Source organism: Haemophilus sp. HMSC061E01 (genome assembly GCF_001810345.1).
In the GTDB taxonomy this organism is placed as follows: Bacteria; Pseudomonadota; Gammaproteobacteria; order Enterobacterales; family Pasteurellaceae; genus Haemophilus_D.
On sequence record NZ_KV801015.1, the window covers coordinates 456,035 to 481,005 of the forward strand.

Here is a 24,971-nt window from a genome sequence, read left to right on the forward strand (position 1 = left end):
AAAAAGTGCGGTTAAAATTAACCGCACTTTTTTATTGAAATAAAATTGTCATTACATCACTCGACGAGATTGTGTATAAGTTCTTGACCAATAATCTTCATCCAATGAACTAATTGTTACACCTTGACTTGTACTTGCATGCATAAATTGGTTATTACCAATATAAACGCCAACATGATTGTTGCGACGGAAGAACACTAAATCACCTTTACGTAATTCATGTTTTTGGATTTGGCGACCTAAATAGCGTTGTTCTGAAGTTGAACGTGGAAGCTCCATGCCGTAAGCATCGAGAAAAGCAGTTTGCATAAATGCAGAACAATCAATACCATGTTTTGAAGTACCACCCATTCTATAACGAGTTCCCACCCATTCGTTATAAACTTGAGCAAGTGCTTTGTCACCAATTAAACCTGATTTAGGACGGTTAGTTCTTAATTTAGGGTAAACGCCCCCTTTTTTCCCATCTAAACCGGCAATCAATCCCGTTAACTCAGCATCATCACTTTCACTAATCATGCCATTTTGAGCCTGCCCCGAATTGTTAGAGCAGGCTGTTGTCAAAACAGCTAAACCTACAATAATCAAAATCTTCTTTAACATAGCTTTTAAATAATAAAAAAATATAAAAATAAAACTGGTCGGATTTTATCAAAAAGTCATTATGCTCGCCAGTTTTTATTGAATTTTTATGCAATTTTGTGAGTGAGATCTCAAAAAAAATAAGGACTACTCAATGAATAGCCCTTAAAAGGATTAGAATTGATTATTTTTTCTTCGCTTTTGCATTTGGAAGATCGGTAATTGAACCTTCAAATACTTCAGCTGCAAGACCCACAGACTCATGAAGTGTTGGGTGAGCATGAATCGTTAATGCGATATCTTCCGCATCACAACCCATTTCAATCGCAAGACCGATTTCACCTAACAATTCACCACCGTTAGCCCCCACGATAGCCCCACCAAGTATACGATGAGTATCTTTATCGAAGATTAATTTGGTCATACCTTCTGCACATTCAGATGCAATCGCACGACCAGAAGCAGCCCAAGGGAATTTAGCGACTTCGTAGTTTAAACCTTCTTGTTTACATTCTTTCTCAGTTTTACCTACCCAAGCTACTTCTGGTTCAGTATAAGCAATAGAAGGAATGACTTTTGGATCGAAGTAATGTTTTTGTCCTGCAATCACTTCTGCCGCTACGTGACCTTCGTGGACACCTTTGTGAGCTAACATTGGTTGACCAACGATATCACCGATTGCAAAGATATGAGGCACATTGGTACGCATTTGTTTATCAACATGAATGAAACCACGTTCATCCACTTCAACACCTGCTTTACCTGCATCGATCAATTTACCGTTTGGTGTACGACCGATTGCCACTAATACTGCATCATAACGTTTAGTATCATTACATGCTTTACCTTCCATTGAAACATAGATACCATCATCTTTTGCTTCAACTGCTGTCACTTTAGTTTCAAGCATTAACTTGAATTTTTTCTCAACTTGTTTGGTGTAGATTGCAACAACATCTTTATCTGCCGCTGGAATCACTTGGTCAAACATTTCAACCACTTCAACTTCAGAACCTAATGCATGATATACGGTACCCATCTCTAAACCGATGATACCACCACCCATGATTAACAGTTTTTTCGGTACTTCTTTTAATTTAAGTGCATCTGTTGAATCCCAAACACGTGGATCTTCATGTGGAATGAATGGTAATTGAATTGGGCGAGAACCCGCTGCGATAATCGCATTATCGAATTTGATTGTAGTTGGTTTACCATCACGATCACGTGCTACTAATGTATGTGGATCGGTAAACGCCGCTAACCCCTCAACAACGGTGACTTTACGTTGTTTAGCCATACCTGCAAGACCGCCTGTTAATTTCGCCACAACCGCTTCTTTACCTGCGCGCACTTCATCTAAATCAATGCGAGGCTCAGCGAAATACACACCGTTTTTGCTTGCGTGTTTTGCTTCTTCAATTACTTTAGCAACGTGAAGTAATGCTTTAGAAGGGATACAACCTACGTTTAAACATACCCCACCTAATGTTGAATAACGTTCAACAAGTACTGTTTCTAAACCTAAGTCCGCACAACGGAATGCCGCTGAATAACCTGCAGGACCAGCACCAAGTACCACAACTTGGGTTTTAATTTCTTTACTCATTTTTACCTCGTAAAAACGTTCAAATTTTTGACCGCACTTGCGGTCCTTTCTGTAAGATGTGAGCCTAATCACTCACATCTTACCATGTTAATTACATCACTAAGCGACGTAAGTCAGCTAATACGCCATTGATATAGCTTAAGAAACGAGCACCATCAGCACCATCGATCACACGGTGGTCGAAAGATAATGATAATGGAAGCATTAAGCGTGGCTCAAATTCTTTACCATTCCATACCGGTTGCATTTCTGATTTAGACACACCTAAAATTGCCACTTCTGGTGCATTTACGATTGGTGTAAAGTGAGTTGTACCAATACCTCCTAAGCTTGAAATAGTGAAACAACCACCTTGCATATCAGAACCTGAAAGTTTACCGTCACGTGCTTTTTTGGAGACTTCCATTAATTCACGAGAGAGTTCGATAATACCTTTTTTGTTCACATTTTTAAATACAGGTACAACAAGACCGTTTGGTGTATCTACCGCTACGCCAATGTTGATGTATTTTTTAAGTGTTAATTTTTGACCGTCTTCAGAAATAGAGCTATTGAAACGTGGGAACGCTTCTAATGCTTTCGCTACTGCTTTCATAATGAACACAACTGGTGTAATTTTCACATCCAATTTTTGTTTTTCAACAATCTTGTTCTGTTCTTTACGGAATGCTTCTAAATCTGTGATATCTGTGCGATCGAAGTGAGTAACATGTGGAATCATTACCCAGTTACGATGTAAGTTTGCACCAGAGATTTTGTTGATACGGCTTAATTCAACTTCTTCCACTTCACCAAATTTGCTGAAGTCAACTTTCGGCCATGGTAATAAGCCTAAGCCTGCGCCATTTGCCACACCATTACCTGCGGCTGCAGAAGAAACCGTGCCGGTTTCAAATGCTTTAACAGCGGTTTTCACGTAAGCTTGGATATCTTCTTTTACTACGCGACCTTTACGACCCGTACCTTTTACGCGATCAAGGTTGATACCGTATTCACGTGCTAAACGGCGAATCACTGGAGTTGCGTGTGCATAGCCAGCGCTTGCGACAACTTGTTCTTGGCTTAAGCCAGATACATTACCTGGTTGTGCTACCGGCGCTGCTGCAGGTGCTGCTTGAGGCGCTGGAGCTGCCGCTACTGGAGCCGCTGCAGGAGCAGGTGCTGCACCCGCCACTTCAAATTTCATAATTAATGAACCAGTTGAAACTTTATCACCTGATTTCACTAAAATTTCTTTTACCACACCCGCGAATGGAGCTGGCACTTCCATTGAGGCTTTATCGCCTTCAACGGTGATTAAAGATTGCTCTTCAGAAACGCTGTCACCAACGGCAACCATGATTTCAGTTACGTTAACTTCATCGCCACCGATATCAGGCACATTCACTTCTTTAATCGCTGAAGCTGTCGGTGCTGCTGCAGGTGCCGAAGCTTGTTGAGCAGGCGCTGCGGCTGGTGCTGGTGCTGCACCTGCCACTTCAAATTTCATGATTAATTTGCCAGTAACAACTTTATCGCCCACATTGATTAAAATTTCTTTTACGACACCAGCAACAGGAGCAGGCACTTCCATTGACGCCTTATCACCTTCAACATTGATGATTGATTGGTCAACTTCAACAGTATCACCGACTTTCACCATAATATCTGTCACGTTTACTTCGTCTGAACCGATATCGGGTACATTGACTTCAACTACACTTGCAGCTGCTGGTGCGGCTGCCGGCGCAGGTGCTGCTGGAGCAGGCGCTGCCGCATCCGCTGACTCTAATACAAGCATTGGTGTGCCAGTTGTGACTTTATCACCCACTTTTACTAATACTTCTTTTACCACACCGGCTTCTGGTGCAGGTACTTCCATTGAAGCTTTATCACCTTCAACATTAATAATACTTTGATCAGCGGTAATGGTATCACCTACTTTCACCATCACTTCTGTTACGGTAACTTCATCACTACCGATATCAGGAATTTGAATTTGTTTTGACATGTTATCTTACCTTTAAAAAACGCAGTTAAAATCAACCGCACTTTATTTGTAGATGCTCCTGTGCGTTTTAGCGCACAGGATATTGTTTATTAAGCGTAAAGCGGATTTAAAATTTCAGTTTTTAAACCAAATTTCGCGATTGCATCAGCCACCACTTTCGCATCAAATTTGCCTTGTTTTGCAAGCTCATGTAATGCTGCAACCACAACATAACGCGCATCCACTTCAAAGTGTTCACGTAAGTTTTCACGGCTGTCTGAACGACCGAAACCATCAGTACCTAATACGTGATAGCTTTGTGCTGGAATGAATGCACGAACTTGTTCTGCGAACAATTTCATGTAGTCAGTAGCCGCTACAGCTGGTGCATCGTTCATGACTTGTGCAATGTAAGGTACGCGTGGTGTTTCTGTTGGGTGTAACATATTCCAACGTACTGCATCCGCACCTTCACGAGCTACTTCAGTGAATGAAGGCACACTATATACATCTGAGCTTACGCCATATTCATTTGCAAGAATTTGTGCTGCTTCACGAACGTGACGGAAGATCGCACCAGAACCTAATAATTGAACATGACCTTTGTTGTCTTTCGCTTCAACGGTTTCAAATTTATAAAGACCTTTACGAATACCCTCTTCTGCACCTTTTGGCATTGCTGGTTGTTCGTAAGTTTCATTTAATGTGGTGATGTAGTAGAACACATCTTCTTGTTTTTCACCGTACATACGGTTGATACCGTCTTGTAGGATAACTGCCACTTCATAAACGTAAGCTGGGTCATAAGACACACAGTTAGGAATAACAAGAGATTGAATATGGCTGTGACCATCTTCGTGTTGTAAACCTTCACCATTTAATGTTGTACGGCCAGAAGTACCACCGATCATGAAACCACGTGCTAATTGGTCACCTGCTGCCCACATTAAGTCACCCACACGTTGGAAACCAAACATTGAGTAGTAGATGAAGAATGGAATCATCGGCAGGTTATTTACAGAGTATGAGTTCGCTGCCGCTAACCAAGATGATGCAGCACCTAATTCATTGATACCTTCTTGTAATACTTGACCATCTTTCGCTTCACGGTAGTAAGCCACTAAGTCACGGTCAGAAGGTACATAGTTTTGACCATGTGGGTTGTAAATACCGATTTGACGGAATAAACCTTCCATACCGAAAGTACGTGCTTCGTCAGCGATAATTGGCACAATTTGTTTACCAATATTTTTATCTTTCAATAAGGTATTTAAGAAACGCACGAATGCCATTGTAGTTGAAATTGGACGCGCTTGTTCTTCCAATAATGGGGCAAATTCTTCCAATGATGGCACTTTAAATTCAGTGGTGAATTTTGGTAAACGTTTTGGTAAGTAACCATTTAACGCTTTACGTCTGCCGTGAAGATAATTGTATTCTTCCGAACCTTCTGGGAAGGTGATGTACGGATAGTTAGGGATATCTTCATCTTTAATATCTAATTGGAAATGATCACGGAAAGATTTTAAGCTTTCGAGAGACATTTTTTTCGATTGGTGCGCAGTGTTTTTACTTTCTGCTTCAGGAATTTTATAACCTTTAACCATGTGCGCTAAGATCACAACAGGTTTACCTGCAGTTTGCGCTTTATGGAATGCCGCATAAAGTTTTTCTGAATCGTGACCACCACGTCTTAATGCCCAGATTTCATCATCTGTCATATCAGCCACTAATGCAGCGGTTTCAGGATAACGACCGAAGAAGTGTTCACGAACGTATGCACCATTCTTAGATTTGAAGGTTAAATAGTCACCGTCAAGTACTTCCATCATTAATTGGGTTAATTTGCCGGTAGTATCTTTTGCAAATAATTTATCCCAGCCACTACCCCACATAACTTTAATGACTTCCCAACCAGCACCAGCAAATAAACCTTCTAATTCTTGAACGATTTTGCCGTTACCCGTTACAGGACCATCTAAACGTTGCAAGTTACAGCTTACTACGAAGATTAAGTTATCTAAGCCTTCACGTGCTGCAAATGTTAAATCACCTTTTGCTTCGATTTCGTCCATCTCACCGTCACCAAGGAAAGCATACACTTTTTGATCTTTGGTGTCTTTTAAGCCACGGTTATCTAAGTATTTTAAAAAACGAGCAGTACGGATTGCATTTACTGGACCTAAACCCATCGATACTGTGGAGAATTGCCAGAATTCAGGCATTAATTTCGGGTGTGGGTAAGAAGAAAGACCTTTACCTGGTTCACATTCCTGACGGAAATTATTCATTTGATCCTCAGTAATACGACCTTCAACGAATGCACGAGCATACATACCTGGTGCCGCGTGGCCTTGGAAGAAGACTAAGTCACCGCCGTTTTTATCTGTAGCAGCTTTGAAGAAGTGGTTAAAACAGACTTCATACATGCTTGCTGCAGATTGATAAGTTGAAATATGGCCACCTAATTCAAGATCTTTTTTCTGGCCACGTAATACCGCCATGATCGCATTCCAACGTACAGCACTACGAATACGACGCTCAATAGCTTTATCACCTGGGTATGCTGGCTGTTCAGAAAGTGGGATGGTATTAACATAAGGGGTTGTTACGCCACCTTTTGCAATGTTCACGCCACCATTACGTGCCTGATCGATCACCTGATTGATAATGTAATGCGCACGCTCTGCGCCTTCTGCACGAATTAATGAATCAACAGCTGACAACCAATCCTGTGTTTCAATTGGGTCAATGTCGTTTACTAAGGTATCTGACATAGTCTTTCCTTATTTTACTGAGTGAAAATAAAGTTTGGTCATGACCAAACACGAAAATCAAGCTTGTTAATCAATGTTACAAACATTTAACAAATCCTGTAAATTTTAGAAGATTTTTTGCAAGAAAGATAGTAGATTTTCACTGTTCTCATGCATTTCTTCCTGTTATTGCAATACTCTTCACTAAAAGTGCGGTCATTTTTAAAGGATTTTTGGCTTTAAGTTAAAGCATACTTTACATATTGCATTCCCTACCCGCTTTGATCTAAAGTGTTTGTATGCTTTTGAGCTTTTTAGAGGACAAAATATGAATACTACAACTCGCCCAATCTTTTCTCATAAACGAATAGCGCTCGTTGCACATGATAGCTGTAAACAAAATCTACTCAATTGGGTAAAAAAACACAAAGAGGCACTCGCGCCCCATCAACTTTATGCAACTGGTACAACAGGCCATCTATTAGAAAGAGAAACGGGACTCAAAATAGCCTCGCTATTAAGTGGCCCGATGGGAGGCGATCAACAACTCGGTGGACTAATTGCTGAGAAAAAAATTGATATGATGATTTTCTTTTGGGATCCGATGAACGCGGCACCACATGATCCTGATGTAAAAGCCTTAATGCGTATTGCAACTGTTTGGAATATTCCAGTGGCGATTAATCAAAGCACAGCCGATTTTCTATTAACATCAAGTTTATTTGATCAAGAAATCAATATTGATATCCCCGATTATGAAGGATATTTAAAAGCACGTTTAAATTAACCAAATAAAAAGGAGATAAATCACTTTATCTCCTTTCTGTTTATTTACTCGTTAATTATTTACCCTGCATTGCAGCACTCATGATTAACATAAATAGCACACCTTGAACCTGCTCTTCTGGAATCACTTGACCATTAAGTTTTAATTCACCTTTTTCGAGTACTAAGGCTAGCGTCACATTTTTATCGTTATTCACCACAATATTTTGTGCCGCGGCTTGTTTGGCTTGCTCTTCAATTTTATCTTTAATCAAAGCTTTATCTTCTTCTGGAGCAAATTGTGTCATGATTTTTTCTGCTGTCGCTTTATCTACATGAATATGCACAGCAAAATCCGTAAATTGTTTATATAAACTCCCTTTCATTAAATCAAATTTCGGATCTTTCGCTAATGCTACATTTAAATCTAATGACACTTTACCTTGATTATCTGAAATTGACACTGGGTTAAGTTTAATTTGAGGCTGATTATTAAAAATAGCCATACCATGATTTTCAACCCATGAACTTAAAATTTCAGATACAACTTCATCATTCACATTTTTATCATCTCTGACTGACTTAAAGACAGTGAAAAGTGCTTCAACCAAAGCATTTGCTGCGTTTGCTTCAATATGATTTAACTCGCTATTGTTAGTTAATTTTCCTAACTCTTTTCCATCTAACACGAATGAATCTACTGCACTTTCACTTTTTAAGTTTACAAAATCACCATTAAGTGAAACATCAGATGTTGCTTTTAAGCCTTTTTCAATAAGAGAGGTCGTTTTTCCAGCATAATCAGTGCTCGTCATTTCGAAGCTTTCAGTAGTATAAGAACCTTTCCCCGTATAAATATAAGCCCATTTTGTAGGATTGAATGAAGCGTCTAATTTCATGCCCTTCATCTTTGTTTTTACTGATTTAACCGCAGTAGCATCCTGGCTATCTTCCCCATCTGCACTATTAGGTCTTAAATCAGCAGTCACTTCATCTAAGGTCATGTCATATTTACCTGCACGATCTTTATCTACATCAAAACCGATGTTGACATTTGACCACGCTATTTTATTTTGTGGAGAATTTGGATCTGTCACTTCCCCTGCGGCTAATTCAACTTTACCTTTTGTTGCTAAGCTATAGCTAGTAGATGCTTGATATTGAATAGGCTTATCTGATTTAAGTAAATCAAATAAAGGTTGTGTGGTTTCATTTTTACCAATCACACCTTGTGCTGAAAACATCGTTGGTACAAAGTTAAATTTTTCCAACTGATTAAGTGGAAATGGACCATGATAAAGTTTAGTTGAAAACGGAATAGTAAATACTTGTCCTTCTTTTGGTAAAGAAATAACTACTTCATCTTCCACTTGAGAAGTAAAGAAACTGCGATCAAATTGCTTATTTTTATAAACAAGATTCACTGAATCTGACAAACCTAAACTTTGGAATTTTTGGTTTGCTAATTCAATTTGACGTAAATATTCAGTTTGTGCCTTTTCGCCAGTAAACCATGCGCCACCGACACCTACAACACCAAGAGCAACAATGATACCTAATGCTACGGTTGATTTTTTCATTTTGATTCCTTTGCTAACTAATAGATAATAGATGGTTAAAATTGATGGCAATTTATCACAAATCACAATTTTTTTCTTATTTTTCAAAAATAATTTTATATTTCCCCCTTGAACTTTGTTCAGTTGTACTTATTTTGTGAAACAAGAACGGAAATAACCGCACTTTAAAAGGAAGAAAAAATTTTAAATCTTGCCTCTTGAAATGCGAAAAAGCATCCACATCTTATTCATCGTAACAGTTTACAACGAATTTAAAATTTAATTAGGAGTAACAAAATGGGAAAAATTATTGGTATTGACTTAGGTACAACAAACTCTTGTGTCGCGGTAATGGATGGTGATAAACCACGCGTAATTGAAAACGCAGAAGGCGATCGTACTACCCCGTCAATTATCGCTTATACAAATGATAACGAAATTTTAGTGGGTCAACCGGCAAAACGCCAAGCAGTGACCAACCCGAAAAATACACTATTTGCAATTAAACGTTTAATCGGTCGTCGTTTTGAAGATGCTGAAGTAAAACGTGATATCGACATTATGCCATTTGAAATCACCAAAGCAGACAACGGTGATGCATGGGTAAATGTAAAAGGTGACAAACTTGCGCCTCCACAAATCTCTGCAGAAGTATTGAAGAAAATGAAGAAAACTGCAGAAGATTTCTTGGGTGAGCCAGTAACTGAAGCAGTAATTACCGTTCCAGCATACTTTAACGATGCTCAACGTCAAGCTACAAAAGATGCAGGTCGTATCGCTGGTTTAGAAGTTAAACGTATTATCAACGAACCAACAGCAGCAGCATTAGCTTACGGTTTAGATAAAGGTCAAGGCAACAAAACTATCGCTGTTTATGACTTAGGTGGTGGTACATTCGACTTATCTATCATCGAAATTGATGAAGTAGGTGGCGAAAAAACCTTCGAAGTATTAGCAACCAACGGTGATACTCACTTAGGTGGTGAAGACTTCGATAACCGCGTCATCAACTACTTAGTAGATGAGTTCAAAAAAGAACAAGGCGTTGATTTACGTAACGATCCACTTGCAATGCAACGTTTAAAAGAAGCAGGTGAAAAAGCGAAAATTGAACTTTCTTCTGCACAACAAACTGATGTGAACTTACCTTACATCACTGCAGATGCTACAGGTCCTAAACACTTAAACATTAAATTAACTCGTGCTAAATTAGAATCTTTAGTAGAAGATTTAGTGGCTAAATCACTTGAACCTGTAAAAGTTGCATTAAAGGATGCTGGCTTAAGTGCATCACAAATTGATGATGTTATCCTAGTGGGCGGTCAAACCCGTATGCCATTAGTACAACAAAAAGTAGAAGAATTCTTCGGTAAAGCACCTCGTAAAGATGTGAACCCAGATGAAGCCGTTGCTATCGGTGCAGCAGTTCAAGGTGGTGTATTAGCAGGTGATGTAACTGATGTATTATTGTTAGACGTAACACCGTTATCTTTAGGTATTGAAACTATGGGTGGTGTGATGACTACCTTAATTGAGAAAAACACGACGATTCCAACTAAAAAATCGCAAGTATTCTCAACAGCAGAAGATAACCAAAGTGCAGTAACCATTCACGTGTTACAAGGTGAACGTAAACAAGCATCAGCGAATAAATCTTTAGGTCAATTCAACCTTGAAGGCATCAACCCTGCTCCACGCGGTATGCCACAAATTGAAGTAACCTTCGATATCGACGCTGACGGTATTATCCACGTTTCTGCGAAAGATAAAGGTACGGGTAAAGAACAACAAATCACCATCAAAGCCTCTTCAGGTTTAAGTGATGAAGAAATTCAACAAATGGTTCGTGATGCAGAAGCAAACGCTGAAGCAGACCGTAAATTTGAAGAATTAGTACAAGCTCGCAACCAAGCAGATCACCTTGTACACAGCACACGTAAACAATTAGAAGAAGCAGGTGACAAAGTTCCAGTTGAAGATCGTGCAGCAATTGAAAGTGCACTAAGCGATTTAGAAACAGCTGCGAAAGGTGAAGATAAAGCGGCTATCGAAGCTAAACTTCAAGCACTTGCAGAAGTTGCTCAAAAACTTGTTCAAGTGGCTCAACAGCAAGCTGATGCACAACAAGCTCAAAGCAACAGCAAACCAAATGATGATGTTGTTGATGCTGAGTTTGAAGAAGTGAAAGATAATAAATAAGGAGAATACTCCATGTCTGATCAATTTCTATTAATCAAAAATGATGGTGTAGAACAAAAATTAAGTGTAGACGAATTTGAATTTGATCTTGTTGGTTCTGATGAACGTCAAATGGGAACTCAAAATCAATATGAGCTATACAATGATGAATTCGATATACGCTGTTATTTATATGAATACCCTATAGGAGTATTCAATAATAAAGATAACTGGGTTTACCCATCAAATATTGAATTGATTGCTGACAAAATTGAATATTCAAGCTTTTTCATCGAAAAATAGCGATAACTAAGGGCGTAGAAATACGCCCTTTTCGTGTATTTATCAATAAAAAAAGTAAAAGTTTTGACCGCACTTTACTCCCCAAAACCAACACAACTCAAGGAAAACACAATGGAATTTGCAACAAAATGTCTCCATGCCGGTTATAGCCCCAAAAATGGAGAGCCACGTGTTCAACCAATCGTACAAAGCACCACTTATACTTACGATTCTGCAGAAGAAATTGGCAAGTTATTTGATTTACAAGCTGCCGGTTATTTCTATACTCGCCTAGCAAACCCAACAACAAATGCTGCGGAAGAAAAAATCACAGCACTTGAAGGTGGTGTAGCAACAATGTGTACTGCTTCTGGTCAATCTGCAGTTTTCTATGCGATGTTGAATATTTTAGAAGCAGGCGATCATTTCATTTCCTCTTCTTATGTGTATGGCGGTACTTACAATTTATTTGCCCATACATTCAAAAAAATGGGTATCGAAGTGACTTTTGTGGATCAAGATTTACCACTTGAAGAGCTCAAAAAAGCAATCCGTCCAAATACAAAAGCTGTTTTTGCTGAAACCATTGCGAACCCCGCTTTACGCGTGTTGGATATTGAAAAATTTTCTACCTTAGCGAAAGCTGCAGACGTGCCATTATTAGTTGATAACACCTTTGCAACGCCCTATTTTTGTCGTCCAATCGAATTTGGCGCAACTGTGGTCATTCACAGTACATCTAAATATTTAGATGGTCATGCTATTGCCTTAGGTGGCTCAATTACTGATGGTGGTAACTTTAATTGGAATAATGGCAAATATCCGCAATTAAGCACGCCAGACCAAACTTATCATGGTTTGGTTTACACAGAAACTTTTGGCCCTGCAGCTTATATTGTCAAAGCACGCGTGCAATTAATGCGTGATTTAGGTGCTACACCAGCTCCTCAAAATAGTTTCTTATTGAATGTAGGTATGGAAACTCTTGCGCTTCGCATGCAACGCCATTATGAAAATGCACAGGCTGTAGCCGAGTTTTTAGAAAAACATCCGCAAGTTGTTAAAGTGAATTACCCTGGCTTACCAAGTTCGCCAGATTATGCCCTCAAACAAAAATACTTACCTAACGGTTTGTGTGGCGTTATTTCCTTTGAGATTAAAGGTGATAAAGAAACCGCGGCAAAATGGTTAAACGCATTGCAAATGACCTCTCGTGAAGTACACGTAGCCGACATTCGGACTTGTGCATTACATCCAGCGACTTCAACGCATCGCCAATTAAGTGAAGCTGAATTAGAAAAAGCAGGGATTTCTGCAGGACTTATTCGCCTGTCTTGCGGCATTGAAAATATTCAAGATATTTTAGCTGACTTAGAGCAAGCATTTGCAGCAGCAAAATAAGTCATAAATTAACGAATTTACCCTTGATATTTCTGACTTCGACATTATTTTTATTCTTAGGTATGTTGTTAACGCGATACCATACAATAACAAAATAAAATTTTTTAAATTTATATTTTTAAACGGAAAACGAAAACATTATGGCAAAGAAAGATTATTACGACGTTCTTGGTGTTGAACGTGGCGCAGATGAAAAAGCAATTAAACGTGCTTACAAAAAACTCGCCATGCAATATCACCCTGATAGAACCAAAGGTGATAAAGCCAAAGAAGAAAAATTTAAAGAAATCCAAGAAGCCTATGAAATCCTAGGTGATAAAGAAAAACGTGCCGCTTACGATCAATACGGCCATGCAGCCTTTGAACAAGGCGGCATGGGAGGCGGTGGCTTCGGTGGCGGATTCAGCGGTGCTGATTTCGGTGATATTTTTGGAGATATGTTCGGTGATATCTTCGGCGGTGGCGGACGCGGTCGTCAGCGTGTTGTTCGCGGTGAAGATTTACGCTATGACATCCAAATCACGTTAGAAGAAGCCGTAAAAGGTACAACCAAAGATATCCAGATTAATACCCTTGCTCACTGTGATAGCTGCGATGGTACTGGCGCAGAAAAAGGATCAAAAGTTGAGACATGCCCAAGCTGTCATGGTTCAGGTCGTATTCGTCGCCAACAAGGTTTCTTCGTAACTGAAGCGGTTTGTCCTACTTGTCATGGTTCTGGTAAGAAAATTGAAAAACCATGTAAAAGCTGCCATGGCGAAGGTCGTGTTCACAAGAAGAAAAACCTTTCCGTTAAAATCCCAGCAGGTGTGGATACCGGCAACCAATTACGTTTAAGCGGCGAAGGTGCAGCGGGCGAAAATGGTGCACCAGCAGGTGATTTATATGTGGTGATTCACGTTAAAGAACATCATATCTTTGAACGTGATGGCAATAACCTCTACTGCGAAGTGCCAATCAGTTTCTCAATGGCTGCATTAGGTGGTGAAATTGAAGTTCCAACCTTAGACGGTAAAGTGAAACTCAAAATCCCTGCTGAAACCCAAACAGGCAAACTCTTCCGTATGCGTGGTAAAGGGGTGAGCTCTACTCGTAGCGGCTACGCAGGCGATCTCATTTGTCGCGTAGTGATTGAAACACCGGTGAACTTAAATAAAGAACAAAAAGAATTATTAGAGAAACTGGAAGAAAGTTTGAAAGGACAAAAGTCGCATAGTCCGAAATCTTCAAGCTTTTTAGACGGTGTGAAGAAATTCTTTGATAACTTAGGTAAGTAAGCCTAAACAAAAAGTGCGGTCAATTTTAAAACTGTTTTGAAATTGACCGCACTTTTACTTTATACGACTGAAATGGCTTTTATTTGTACATAAACATCCATGCCTTGAGCGAAATGCAATTCATTAAACGCCCATTTACTGATACTTGCCCAAACTTTATGCCCTTCTACCAACACCGCAATGTCAATGCGATTCTCTTGCGGAACGATTTGTACAATTTGCCCACGTAAGATATTACGAATACTCGTTTGCTCTGGCTTGCTGAGAGTGAGTGATACATCGGAACTATAAATACAGACACGCACTTTTTCATTCGCTTGATGATGCACTTCGTTGATCCAAAGTTGCTGTTCGCCTAAAGAAAGTGCGGTCATTTTATAAGTTGGATTATGTAAATATACTGGCAACGCCAATACACTACTCTGCTCTGATTCGCCTTTCCAAGGGGCAAATAGCGGACTGTTCCATACATTTTCTAAGGTGTCATAGGCTTTCACTTTGCCATTTTCCATTAGCACCACGCGATCGGCCAAGCGTAATAATTCATCTAAACTGTGTGTCACATATAAAATCGGCACATTAATTTCTTTGGATAAACTTTCTAAATATTGCATAAGCTCACGTTTACGAGGCACATCTAAAGCAGAAAGCGGTTCATCCATTAATAAAATATCAGGATCAGTTAATAAGGCTCGCCCAATCGCCACACGTTGTTTTTCACCGCCTGATAAAGTCAGCGGATAGCGTTTGAGTAACGGTTCGATACCAAGTAGCTGAACGATATAGTCAAAATCTTCATGGCTGACATTCTTCATGCCATAACGTAAATTGCCTTTGACATTGTAATGCGGGAATAAACGCGCATCTTGGAATACATAACCGATTTTGCGCTGATGCACGGGGAGATTCTCACCGTTCTCCACATCCACCAAAGTGCGGTCATTTAAACGAATAAATCCTTGATCGGGATGAGTTAAACCACTCACCAAATTAATCAATGAGGTTTTCCCCGAACCTGACAAACCAAAAATCGCCGTCACACCTTGAGTTGGCAGTTGCAGATCCGCACGTAAGGTCAGGCGACCTAATTGTTGTTGTACATTAATGTGTAGCATCGCCTTGCCCCAATTTTTTCTGCATCCGTTTACTTAAGGTTTCGGAAAGCAATAAAGAAATTAATGAAAGGATCACCGCAAACAAGCAAAGTCGTGCAGTTTGTGCTTCTGCGCCTGGTGTTTGGATAAATGAATACATCGCTAAAGGAATAGTTTGAGTTTCTCCTGCGATATTGGAAACGAAAGTAATAGTTGCACCAAACTCACCTAAAGAACGAGCAAAACCTAATACTAAACCCGCCAACACGCCAGGTAAAGAAAGAGGCAACGTGATTGTAAAAAAAACTCGCCAAGGCGAAGCGCCAAGCGTTTGTGCGGCTTGCTCTAATTTAAAATCGATGCTTTCTAAGGAAAGACGAATCGCCCGCACGACCAATGGAAATGCCACCACCGCTGAAGCTAATACCGCTCCCTTCCAACTAAAGCCAAAGGATACACCAAACCATTGATATAAATACTTACCGATAAAACCGTTACGCCCCATGGCGACTAATAATAAATAACCAATTACCACCGGTGGTAACACCAAAGGTAGATGAATAATTCCTGTAACCAGAGACTTGCCGTAGAATTCCTTACGAGCCAGCAGCCAAGCGATAAAAATCGCAAAAGGCAAACTCCAAAGCATAGAACTCAATGCAACACTCATGCTTAAGTGAATCGCATCCCATTCCATCGGGCTTAATTGAAACCAAGAGAGCAAAATATTTCCTTGTGTATATGTCGATATGACGAAATTTCTTTAGAGATAATAAAAAGGACAGTTTCCTGTCCTTTCTTTATAAAGTCTGAACTCATTATTTCACAGAGAAACCATATTCAACAAATATTTTTTTCGCTGCACTCGATTCTAAGTAGTTAAGGAAATCACGGGTATCCGCATTGTCATGATCTTTTAAAATCGCGACTGGATATTCAACCGGTTTATAACTGTCTTTCGGGAATACACCTACTGCTTTCACGTCTTTACTCACTTTCGCATCAGTGCTATACACGATACCATAAGGGGCTTCAGCGCGTTCAACTAAGGCTAATGCACCACGCACGTCTTTCGCACGCGCTAATTTATCTTTAACTTGATCCCATAAATTTAATTTGGTTAATGACTCTTCAGCATATTGTCCTGCAGGAACGTGTGCAGGATCACCTACAGATAAATAGCTGTCTTTTAAGCCTTTGATCCATTCACCTTTGGCAATATCCACTGAATTAACAGCACTTTTAGCCGGCGCAATTAATACTAATTCATTGCCTGCCAATACTTTTTCAGTTTCTTTTACAGTGAGATTTTTGTCTGATAAATATTTCATCCATTTGTTGCTAGCTGAAATAAATAAGTCTGCAGGTGCACCTTCTTCAACTTGTTTTGCAAGGGTGGAAGAAGAGGCAAAAGAGAAAACGACGGTATTATTTGGCTTTTCAGTTTGGTATTGATCCGCAATTTGTTGTAACGCATCAGTCATTGAAGCGGCAGCAAATACAGTCACTTTTGCTGATGCTGCAAAAGATACGCCCATGCCTGCAATTAAAAGTGCGGTTGCAAATTTAGTTAATTTCATTATTTATCTCCTATATAAATGAAACTATATATAAAAAAATATACTACGGGTAAATTATAACTTAAATTTTTAAATAAAAATACAGAAAAACTTAAAGATCAAGTAAAATAAACAGAATTGTGTATTAGGAGGAGATGATGAAACAAACTGAAATTTTACTGACGATCAAACTTCATCAAGAATTATTTATTGATCCAAAACGTGTTCGCCTCTTAAAAGAAATTAAAGAATGTGGCTCAATCAACCAAGCAGCTAAAAACGCTAAAGTGAGCTATAAAAGTGCTTGGGATCACCTTGAGGCGATGAATAAAATCAGCCCCAAACCGCTTTTAGAACGTAATATCGGTGGGAAAAATGGGGGCGGTACTTCATTAACTACTTACGCAGAACGTTTACTGCAGCTTTATGATTTGCTCGAACAAACACAAGAACACGCCTTTCATATTCTGCAAGATGAGACGATCCCACTAAACAGCCTACTTTCAGCAACGGCAAAATTCTCCTTACAAAGTAGCGCGCGCAATCAATTTTTCGGTAAGGTGGCAAGCCAACATATCGTGGACTCTCGCTGTATTGTTGCAGTAAACATTCAGGATTTAGCTCATCCATTACATGTTTCGATCACAATGCGCAGCGCTGAGCGTCTCAGACTCATTACTGAAAAAGAAGTGATGGTCATGTTTAAAGCCCCTTGGGTGAAAATTAGTGCTACCCCATTAGAAGAAAAAAATAACCTTTTCCAAGCAACAATTCTTTCAATGCAGAATGAAGAAGCGATTCTGCAAGTAAAAGATAGCTCAATTGAATTTTGTGCCAGCATTCATAGCAAAGATGGTTGGAAAGTGGGACAAGATGTGTGGTTACACGTGGATCCAGAACAGATTATTTTGGCAACATTGAAATAATCCTAGAAACAAAAAGTGCGGTCAACATTAACCGCACTTTTTTTATTTTCGCTTATAACGCAATCTCATCAATCGAGCGCCCAAAACTCGGCAAAAAGACCTGTAAAAAGTAATCCATTTCTTGACTGTGCCATTGTTCCATTAGATTTTCTAAACGTTTTTTGGCTGTTTTAAATTCATGGTTACCATGCTCTAATTCAAATTGAGCCTTGATATACGCACAAATCAAATCCGCTTGTTTTACTAAATGCTTTTCTTCTGGGCTAAATTGCTCACTATCTAAATATGGGGCAAAACTCTCTTGCAATTCAGTCGGGAGCAAACTAATTAAATGCAATTCTGCAGCTGCTTCAATATCTTTATAAGCATGAGTGATTTCAGAGTTGAAATATTTAATTGGTGTGGGTAAATCACCGGTGAAAATTTCAGAGGTATCATGATACATCGCCATCACCGCAATACGCTCAGGATTCACTTCCCCACCAAAAAATTGATTTTTAATAATGGCTAAGGCTTGTGCCACAAAGGCAACTTGCAGACTATGCTCCGCCAAGTTTTCCTTTTCAATATTGCGCATCAATGACCAACGCTGAATTAAGCGAAGACGATCTAAACAGGCAAAAAAGTGACTGGTTTTAACTTCCACAATACATCCTTAATTAGACGGCAACTCTTCAATAATCACGGGAAGATCAATCATTTTACCTAAACGAGAAATTGTGACGATGACTTCTGTATTCGGTTTAGTATCACTGATAATTTGCATCATTTCACGAATAGACAGATTATCTTGTTTATTTAAACGTAAAATCACATCCCCCACTTGAATACCTGCTTTTGCTGCGGGACTATTGGCGGTCACACCTGTAATCACAATGCCACCGTTTGAATTAGCGGTGATTTCACTTTGTACCCCAAAATAACCACGAATCACACGACCATCGCGAATAATTTTATATAACACATCGTTTGCAATGCTGATCGGAATCGCAAAATTCAGTCCTTCCGCAATTTCATTCGCTGTTTTGCCAATACTTAACGTGCTGATGCCTACTAATTCGCCCGCTGAGTTAATCAATGCGCCACCTGAATTACCACGATTAATCGAGGCATCAGTTTGAATAAAGTTTTGACGACCTAAAGAATCCCCTACAGCACTACGCCCTACCGCACTGATAATCCCTTGGGAAACACTTTGACCAAGGTTATATGGATTACCAATAGCCAAAGCAATATCACCAACACGCACTTGGCGCTCTTTATTTTGTGGAATCGTGGAAAGATCGGTTGCTTTAATTTTTAGTACAGCAAGATCCGTTAAATTATCCGAACCGATTAAATTCGCTTCATAAATATTACCGTTTTGCAGTGCGACTACAATTTGATCGGCATTTTGGATAACGTGTTTATTGGTGAGTATATAACCGTCTTTCGTCATAATCACACCTGAACCTAAGTTATTTACCTGTAATTGATCGCTATCATTAATACTGGCAGAAGAAAAAGATCGGTTGTACACATTCACCACAGCAGGAGAAGCAATTCTCACGGCACTGTTGAACGAAACGATATCATCAGCAGAGAAAAGGCTGCTGTTATTAAGCTTAGGAACGGCAAATAAAATAACACCTGCCGCGGCAAGCCCCCAAAGGGCTGAGTGGAAAAGTTTTTTAAACATTTTTATTCTTTTATTAATAAGTTAGGTAAATAACTGAGCTTTAAATCATCCCCAATTCTTTCACATTCTTGCAATTGCCACAATGGGGCATCAGCAAGTTTTTCCAAATGCGGGAGTTGGCATAATCCTCGAGCGTTATCTCCCAAGAGTTTCGGGGCAACATAAATGATTAATTCATCTACAGCATGTTGTTCAATCAAGCTACCCGCTAAATTGGCGCCGGCTTCAACCCAAACGGAATTCACTTGTCGTTTACCTAATTCTGTCATCAATAGATCGAAATCATAGTTTTCTGGCAGTAACATTTGCTCACAGAAATCAGGGAATAGAGACATATCTCGTGGAATTGAACCCACAAGCCAAACTGGCGAATGGGTGCGGAATAATTGATGACTTGGTTGAACTCGATTTTTAGAATCTAAGATTATGCGAATAGGCTGACGCACAGTATCTTCAGCATATTCCGCTTTTAGATCGTCGGGGAATTGATTCCAACGCACGTTCAAGCTTGGATCATCGGCTAACACGGTAGCACTTGTAGATAAAAGTGCGGTCGCTTTGGCTCGCATTTTTTGTACATCCGCACGGGCTGCTTCACCCGTGATCCACTTGCTTTCACCGCTCGCCATAGCTGTTCGGCCATCTAAACTCATGGCTAATTTTAGCTGTACATAAGGCTTGCCCGTTCGCATACGTTTGAGAAAACCTTTATTTAAGGCTTCTGCTTGTTCATTCAATAAATTGACCGTACTTGGAATACCTGCATCAGCCAGCATTTTCAAGCCCTTGCCAGCCACTTGAGGATTAGGATCTGCCATGGCAGCAACAACTCGACTGACACCCGCTTCAATTAAACCTAATGCACAAGGCGGTGTGCGGCCATAATGAGAACAAGGTTCAAGCGTCACATAAGCAGTTGCGCCTTTCGCTTTCTCACCGGCACCTGCCAACGCCACACGTTCTGCATGAGGCTGGCCGGCTTTAAAATGAAACCCTTTCCCGACAATTTCACCGTTTTTAACCAACACACATCCTACGGATGGATTAGGCGTAGTGGTGTACTGCCCTTTTGCCGCAAGCTCAAGAGCCAGTTGCATAAATTTCACATCATCAGGGGAAAAGGTGTCACTCATACTAATCCTTTAAGCTTTCAATTTCTTTGGTAAATTCATTGATATTATCAAAGCTCAAATAAACGGACGCAAAACGGATATACGCCACTTTATCTAATTCTTTCAGCTCATTCATGGCTAATTTACCTACGAGATGGCTTGGCACTTCGCGCTCACCCGTCGCACGTAATTGAATAATAATATGGCTGATGGCTTTTTCCACATCATCCGAACTTACAGGGCGTTTTTCTAATGCATGTTGAATACCGCTACGCAATTTATCTTCATTAAACGGCTCGCGTGACCCATCATTTTTAATAATTTTTGGCACCACTAATTCGGCCGTTTCAAAGGTGGTAAAGCGTTCATGACAATTCCCGCATTCCCGACGACGACGCACTTGATACCCATCAGAAACCAAACGGCTGTCAATCACCTTAGTTTCTTCAGTTGAACAAAACGGACAACGCATTTTAGATCCTTTTCAAAATTATTCTTAAGCCTGTATCTTATCAAAAATCCAGGATCTTTTCGATCTGAAGATCCGCTTTAAGACAACATTTCTCCAAACCAGGATGTGGTTTGTTTCGCCAACCGCAAGAGACCATCCTTCGATTTAAATTGTTCTGTTTGCCCCCACACCCTCGCCCAATAAGGATCAGCTTTACCGTAACCATAAGGATCATCTTTCGCAAGAGATTCGATATTCGTCAAAACATTGTCAAAATTGACCGCATTTTCATCTTTTTCAATAAACTTCGCTATATTTTCCGTTGGAATGAGCTGAATTTGTTGCTGGCTTTGTAAATAAGCCTCGACATACATTTTCAGTTTCTCAAGTGCGGTTGATTTTTCTATTGTTTTTAATGTTAAATCCTTATCTTTAGCGATAATACGTGGTGGCAGTGCGTTCTCTTTTGTCGCCAGTTGAATGAGATAATAAAGCCATGGGCGAATACGATAACGATCTTTATATTTTGCAAATCGCCATTCGATTATCTGATCTTCATCACCAAATAATGGCTCCATATAGCCAAATAAACGAATATTGCCTTGTGCCGTTTCCACTACAAAATCAATACTCTCACTATGTGGTGAAGAATAATCCTTAATTTTCTCTTTAAAAGCCAATACATCAGCACGAATGGATTGTGCACAAACTTCCGCAAACTCGCCGCGTGGCATGATGCCTTTCACTCGCTGTTTGGCAAAATAATCGTTAAATTGCGCTTCCTCTAAATGCAATAACTCATTACTAATGCGATAATGATCCAAAGCATTTAACGTAAAGTTTTCACTTTCTTCAATGCGATCGTCTTCATCTCGGAAATACACGCCAAGCTGCTTTTCAAAAAAGAATTTCACTGGATTTTCAACAAAACTCACAAAACGATCGAGTTCAATTTCCGTTATTGGCTCTTGATTTTCGCCCATCGGCACAACAAATTCATGACATTTTCTTTCTTGGAATTGCGCAATCGGCAGCCATTTTTTTGCAAAAGAGCGGTTAATTGTCCCTTCATGTTGGAAATTACTTGGACTAAACGCCGTCATTGGATGTTGTTCAATTCTCAAGCTATTTTCTGAATAATGATTAATATAATCAATTAACTGGCTCACCAATACTGAAGGCTCTTGGGGTTGATTATCAATAATCGAACAGCCCACATAACTCACATAAAAATGAGATCTTGCAGCCAGTAAGGCTTCAAGGAATAAGTAACGATCATCATCTCGACGAACACGATCGCCTTTTTGATGATGATATTGCATTAAGTCAAAACTATTTGGGGTATGACTGCGTGGGTAATCTGCCTCATTCATCCCAAGCAAACACACCACTTTGAAAGGAATAGAGCGCATTGGTAAAAGTGTGCAGAAATTCACTTTCCCCGCTAAGAAACGAAGGCTGTTTGGTGTATCTTCTAAACGTGCAGACATCACTTCCGCAATCACATCCGCTTGCAAAGTTTCCTCAAAATTGACGGTCTGCAAATCATCGGCAAAGGCATTGATACAATCTTGAATATAAAATAAGGTATCCGCAGTTTCTTCATTTTGCACAAAGAAATCCGTCAAAAGTGCGGTTAATTTTTCACGCCATTTTTCAATATTGTGTGCCTTTTGCAAATCTTGATGCCATTTATTTAAGGCAGTAAAAAATTGATTCACCGCACCGACTAACTGCCCTTTCAATCCATAGCTACTATCAAATCCAAGACTGTCTTGCCAAACGCCTTGTTCTTCACGCATCGCATAACCTAAGATCATACGTTCAAGTCCCGCCTGCCACGCGTTAAAATTCAGTGTATTCTGCAATTTTTCTAAACCAAAGCGAATACCCGACTCTTTCACCCATTCGCGAATTTGCTCGAGATCTGCAAGGGCAATATTAAAACGTTCACGGATAGCGGGAATATCTAATAAAGCCAATACTTCTTCTGCGCCAAACTGACTTTCTCTTAAATTTAACAGGGAAAGATAGCTCGACACGATCACATCACTTTCAGACAATTTATTGTCAGAAATCGAGAATGGAATAGTAGGAGCATCCGCACTATTCGCCCCAAAGACAGCCTGAATATAAGGCGTGTATTGATTAACATCGGCCACCATGACCACCACATCTTTTGGTGTAATCTGCTCTTCTTTTGGCTTATGCTGATTTTGATTGAATAAATCCAACAAATAATCATGCAGCACTTCAACTTCTCGCATCGCGCTATGGCAAGATTTCACGACCAAAGAGCGGTCATTTTTCGCTACATTTAATGCACCATGACTCAACGTCAAAATTTGATTTTGGATCTGCCCTAACAATGTTTTTCCGGGAAGTTCTGCATAGTAATCACGGGAAATAGCTTGAATATTCTCCTCATCTCGCACTAATTGATAGAGAAAATCCCGTCCCATTTTTCCCCAAGAGGCTAAAAGCGGATTTCCGCTGAATAATTCTTCTTGTTGATTGGTGTAATCAAGGTCAGCTGGTTCCCATGACACTTGCTCGGCTGAAATTAAAGGCTTCACATCATCACTTTCTTGCACGAAACGCTGTCTTTCTAATAAATAGGATTTACTCAGATCTCGCAAGTCGCCCCAATATTCTTGACATGGATTATTAAAGAATAAATGCACGTCTGTTTTAGCTGAAATACCTTGGAAAATATTGAGATAAACCGTTGGCAATGCTGGAATACCAAAAATAAAAATACGTTCTGGTAAGTTGAGTATCGCATTGGGATCACGACATAATGCTAAAAATTGTTGATTGAGTGCAGCACGATGTTTTGCTTTTCCACCGAAATCACGTTGGACATCATCCACCAAGGCTCGCCATAAAATTCCCTGCCAGTGAATATTGCCTTTAATTTGAGAAAGAAAGGTAGGATTTAACGCCGCCCCCCACTGCTTTTGCTGATTAATTTGAGCCAAGATCTTTTCATCGTTATTTTCTTCCCATGCGGCAATCCATTCGGGACGATAGACGAGATATTGGTCAAATAAATCGGCAACTTTTAGGCTTAATTGATAAAGCTTCTGCTGTTCTGATGCCGGTGAGGACGCTAAATATTTTTTTAATGGTTCAAATTCTTTTTGCTGTAAAAAGGTAGGGATTAATCGCATTAATCGCCATAACGTTGAATCTTTTTCAAAAGGGTTTTGCGTAGAAACATTCGGCAAATTATCGGCGTAAAGTTTCCAAATAAAACTGGAAGGCATGGGGAATTGGAAATTCGCTGCAACGCCGCGTTTTTTAGCAATTTCCATTTGTAACCATTGTGCCATACCTGGACTTTGCACCAACACAATGTCAGATTGAAACGGATCATCTTGCGGTAAATTTTCCAACAGCGAAACTAAAATATCCTTTTGAATTTCTGGTTGGTTTGAATAATAAGTAACGAACAAAGTAACGCCCTTTTGAAAGCAAAAACAATGCGTTATTTTACTCGGTTTTCAATAAAAATTCACCTTGAGGATAGCGTATATTCACTTGATGATGACTGCATTGAATTGCAAATTGAATGCCATTTTGTTCTACGCTATTTTCACAAGACAAGCCTAAAAACTGACGTTGAGCCTGATTTTCAGCAATTTGAATCGCCTGAAATTCTTGAAAAATTCTGACCGCACTTTTTCGTTGCTCAGTCGTCCATCGGTTAAAAATCAAAAATAACCCGCTGAAAATCGATAAAGCCAATAAAAGTGACATTAACGACATGC

The 24,971-nt window shown here is 39.6% G+C and carries 20 protein-coding genes; 6 read left to right on the forward strand and 14 right to left on the reverse strand.

What is annotated here, in order from left to right; genetic code table 11:
• Positions 1 to 51: 51 nt before the first annotated feature.
• From HMPREF2732_RS08165 to aceE, 4 genes are all read right to left on the reverse strand, one after another.
• Complete coding sequence (locus HMPREF2732_RS08165; protein ID WP_005695690.1) at positions 52 to 603, reverse strand: NlpC/P60 family protein; 552 nt, start codon at positions 601 to 603, stop codon at positions 52 to 54.
• A gap of 163 nt (positions 604 to 766) precedes the next feature.
• Positions 767 to 2,191, reverse strand: a complete 1,425-nt coding sequence (gene lpdA, locus HMPREF2732_RS08170; RefSeq protein ID WP_005695688.1) for a dihydrolipoyl dehydrogenase — start codon at positions 2,189 to 2,191, stop codon at positions 767 to 769.
• A gap of 91 nt (positions 2,192 to 2,282) precedes the next feature.
• Positions 2,283 to 4,181 carry a pyruvate dehydrogenase complex dihydrolipoyllysine-residue acetyltransferase gene (gene aceF / locus HMPREF2732_RS08175; RefSeq protein ID WP_070592383.1) on the reverse strand — a complete coding sequence of 633 codons (1,899 nt, stop codon included), beginning with the start codon at positions 4,179 to 4,181 and terminating at the stop codon, positions 2,283 to 2,285.
• Positions 4,182 to 4,270: 89 nt separating this feature from the next.
• Positions 4,271 to 6,937 carry a pyruvate dehydrogenase (acetyl-transferring), homodimeric type gene (gene aceE / locus HMPREF2732_RS08180; protein ID WP_070592384.1) on the reverse strand — a complete coding sequence of 889 codons (2,667 nt, stop codon included), beginning with the start codon at positions 6,935 to 6,937 and terminating at the stop codon, positions 4,271 to 4,273.
• A gap of 307 nt (positions 6,938 to 7,244) precedes the next feature.
• Here aceE and mgsA point away from each other — a divergent pair, with 307 nt between their 5' ends.
• Entirely contained in the window at positions 7,245 to 7,703 is a 459-nt protein-coding gene (gene mgsA, locus HMPREF2732_RS08185) for a methylglyoxal synthase (protein WP_070582169.1), read from the forward strand.
• A gap of 55 nt (positions 7,704 to 7,758) precedes the next feature.
• Here mgsA and HMPREF2732_RS08190 read toward each other — a convergent pair whose 3' ends face one another.
• Entirely contained in the window at positions 7,759 to 9,261 is a 1,503-nt protein-coding gene (locus HMPREF2732_RS08190) for a YdgA family protein (RefSeq protein WP_070592385.1), read from the reverse strand.
• A gap of 276 nt (positions 9,262 to 9,537) precedes the next feature.
• Between HMPREF2732_RS08190 and dnaK the strand changes: the two genes are divergently transcribed.
• The 4 genes from dnaK to dnaJ all read left to right on the forward strand — a co-directional run bounded on the left by dnaK (position 9,538) and on the right by dnaJ (position 14,378).
• Positions 9,538 to 11,439 (forward strand): molecular chaperone DnaK, encoded by a 1,902-nt coding sequence (dnaK, locus tag HMPREF2732_RS08195; protein ID WP_070592386.1) that lies wholly within the window; start codon positions 9,538 to 9,540, stop codon positions 11,437 to 11,439.
• A 12-nt stretch (positions 11,440 to 11,451) separates the two neighbouring features.
• Complete coding sequence (locus HMPREF2732_RS08200; RefSeq protein WP_070592387.1) at positions 11,452 to 11,721, forward strand: hypothetical protein; 270 nt, start codon at positions 11,452 to 11,454, stop codon at positions 11,719 to 11,721.
• A 111-nt stretch (positions 11,722 to 11,832) separates the two neighbouring features.
• Positions 11,833 to 13,101, forward strand: a complete 1,269-nt coding sequence (locus HMPREF2732_RS08205; RefSeq protein WP_070592388.1) for an O-acetylhomoserine aminocarboxypropyltransferase/cysteine synthase family protein — start codon at positions 11,833 to 11,835, stop codon at positions 13,099 to 13,101.
• Between the two features lie 140 nt (positions 13,102 to 13,241).
• Positions 13,242 to 14,378, forward strand: a complete 1,137-nt coding sequence (gene dnaJ / locus HMPREF2732_RS08210; protein ID WP_049370241.1) for a molecular chaperone DnaJ — start codon at positions 13,242 to 13,244, stop codon at positions 14,376 to 14,378.
• Positions 14,379 to 14,437: 59 nt separating this feature from the next.
• On the opposite strand, the gene modC is transcribed toward dnaJ, so the two are convergent.
• The 3 genes from modC to modA form a co-directional block, all read right to left on the reverse strand.
• Positions 14,438 to 15,493 (reverse strand): molybdenum ABC transporter ATP-binding protein ModC, encoded by a 1,056-nt coding sequence (modC, locus tag HMPREF2732_RS08215; RefSeq protein ID WP_070592391.1) that lies wholly within the window; start codon positions 15,491 to 15,493, stop codon positions 14,438 to 14,440.
• The gene (gene modB, locus HMPREF2732_RS08220) at positions 15,480 to 16,196 is read right to left on the reverse strand and encodes a molybdate ABC transporter permease subunit (protein WP_261673772.1); all 717 of its coding nucleotides are present in this window, start codon (positions 16,194 to 16,196) and stop codon (positions 15,480 to 15,482) included. The genes modC and modB overlap by 14 nt, the downstream gene beginning before the upstream one ends.
• Before the next feature lie 94 nt (positions 16,197 to 16,290).
• Complete coding sequence (modA, locus tag HMPREF2732_RS08225) at positions 16,291 to 17,055, reverse strand: molybdate ABC transporter substrate-binding protein (protein ID WP_083180179.1); 765 nt, start codon at positions 17,053 to 17,055, stop codon at positions 16,291 to 16,293.
• A 134-nt stretch (positions 17,056 to 17,189) separates the two neighbouring features.
• On the opposite strand from modA, the gene HMPREF2732_RS08230 reads away from it, so the two are divergent.
• Positions 17,190 to 17,957, forward strand: coding sequence for a TOBE domain-containing protein (locus HMPREF2732_RS08230; RefSeq protein ID WP_070592395.1), 768 nt, complete (start codon positions 17,190 to 17,192; stop codon positions 17,955 to 17,957).
• Positions 17,958 to 18,009: 52 nt separating this feature from the next.
• On the opposite strand, the gene yfbR is transcribed toward HMPREF2732_RS08230, so the two are convergent.
• The 6 genes from yfbR to HMPREF2732_RS08260 all read right to left on the reverse strand — a co-directional run bounded on the left by yfbR (position 18,010) and on the right by HMPREF2732_RS08260 (position 24,960).
• Entirely contained in the window at positions 18,010 to 18,606 is a 597-nt protein-coding gene (gene yfbR / locus HMPREF2732_RS08235; protein ID WP_049374037.1) for a 5'-deoxynucleotidase, read from the reverse strand.
• Positions 18,607 to 18,612: 6 nt separating this feature from the next.
• A complete protein-coding gene (degS, locus tag HMPREF2732_RS08240) occupies positions 18,613 to 19,635 on the reverse strand; it encodes an outer membrane-stress sensor serine endopeptidase DegS (RefSeq protein ID WP_070592397.1) in 1,023 nt (340 codons plus the stop codon).
• 2 nt (positions 19,636 to 19,637) lie between these two features.
• Positions 19,638 to 20,768, reverse strand: a complete 1,131-nt coding sequence (ribD, locus tag HMPREF2732_RS08245) for a bifunctional diaminohydroxyphosphoribosylaminopyrimidine deaminase/5-amino-6-(5-phosphoribosylamino)uracil reductase RibD (RefSeq protein ID WP_070592399.1) — start codon at positions 20,766 to 20,768, stop codon at positions 19,638 to 19,640.
• Between the two features lies 1 nt (position 20,769).
• Positions 20,770 to 21,219, reverse strand: a complete 450-nt coding sequence (gene nrdR, locus HMPREF2732_RS08250; protein ID WP_005695670.1) for a transcriptional regulator NrdR — start codon at positions 21,217 to 21,219, stop codon at positions 20,770 to 20,772.
• A gap of 77 nt (positions 21,220 to 21,296) precedes the next feature.
• Positions 21,297 to 24,656 carry an exodeoxyribonuclease V subunit gamma gene (gene recC, locus HMPREF2732_RS08255; protein ID WP_070592402.1) on the reverse strand — a complete coding sequence of 1,120 codons (3,360 nt, stop codon included), beginning with the start codon at positions 24,654 to 24,656 and terminating at the stop codon, positions 21,297 to 21,299.
• A 37-nt stretch (positions 24,657 to 24,693) separates the two neighbouring features.
• A complete protein-coding gene (locus tag HMPREF2732_RS08260; RefSeq protein ID WP_049364346.1) occupies positions 24,694 to 24,960 on the reverse strand; it encodes a DUF5374 domain-containing protein in 267 nt (88 codons plus the stop codon).
• Positions 24,961 to 24,971: the final 11 nt, after the last annotated feature.